Consider the following 426-nt stretch of genomic DNA (forward strand, 5'->3'; position numbering starts at 1 on the left):
CGGAACAACGGCTCTAGTGTTAGGAACCGATTACACGCTAACAAATGAAGTAGTTACGCTAAAGAAAGAGTATCTGGCTTCACTGCCTGAAGGAATCACGAACCTGGTGTTCACGTTCAGTGCAGGGAACCTGCAGACACTAGCCGTTACAGTGAGCGACAGCACGCCGAAGAACAGTGAACTAAGCACAAACACTGCCAGCTTCGATAAGAAAGCTTCTGCACAAGCAGATGTGAGTGTAACACTGACGCTGAAAGGCAACACGTTATCCAGCATCAAGAACGGAACAACGGCTCTAGTGTTAGGGACTGACTACACGCTAGCAAATGATGTAGTTACGCTAAAGAAAGAGTATCTGGCTTCACTGCCTGAAGGAATCACGAACCTGGTGTTCACGTTCAGTGCAGGGAACCTGCAGACACTAGC

1 protein-coding gene is annotated in these 426 nt (G+C 48.4%); it reads left to right on the forward strand.

Features of this window, described 5'->3' with window-relative positions; translation table 11 throughout:
• On the forward strand, positions 1–426 hold a 426-nt coding region (locus ACFRAM_RS28445), incomplete at both ends, for a X2-like carbohydrate binding domain-containing protein (protein WP_379470407.1).

The organism is Paenibacillus sp. NPDC056722 (assembly GCF_042790635.1).
GTDB classification, from domain to species: Bacteria; Bacillota; Bacilli; order Paenibacillales; family Paenibacillaceae; genus Paenibacillus_AQ; species Paenibacillus_AQ agri.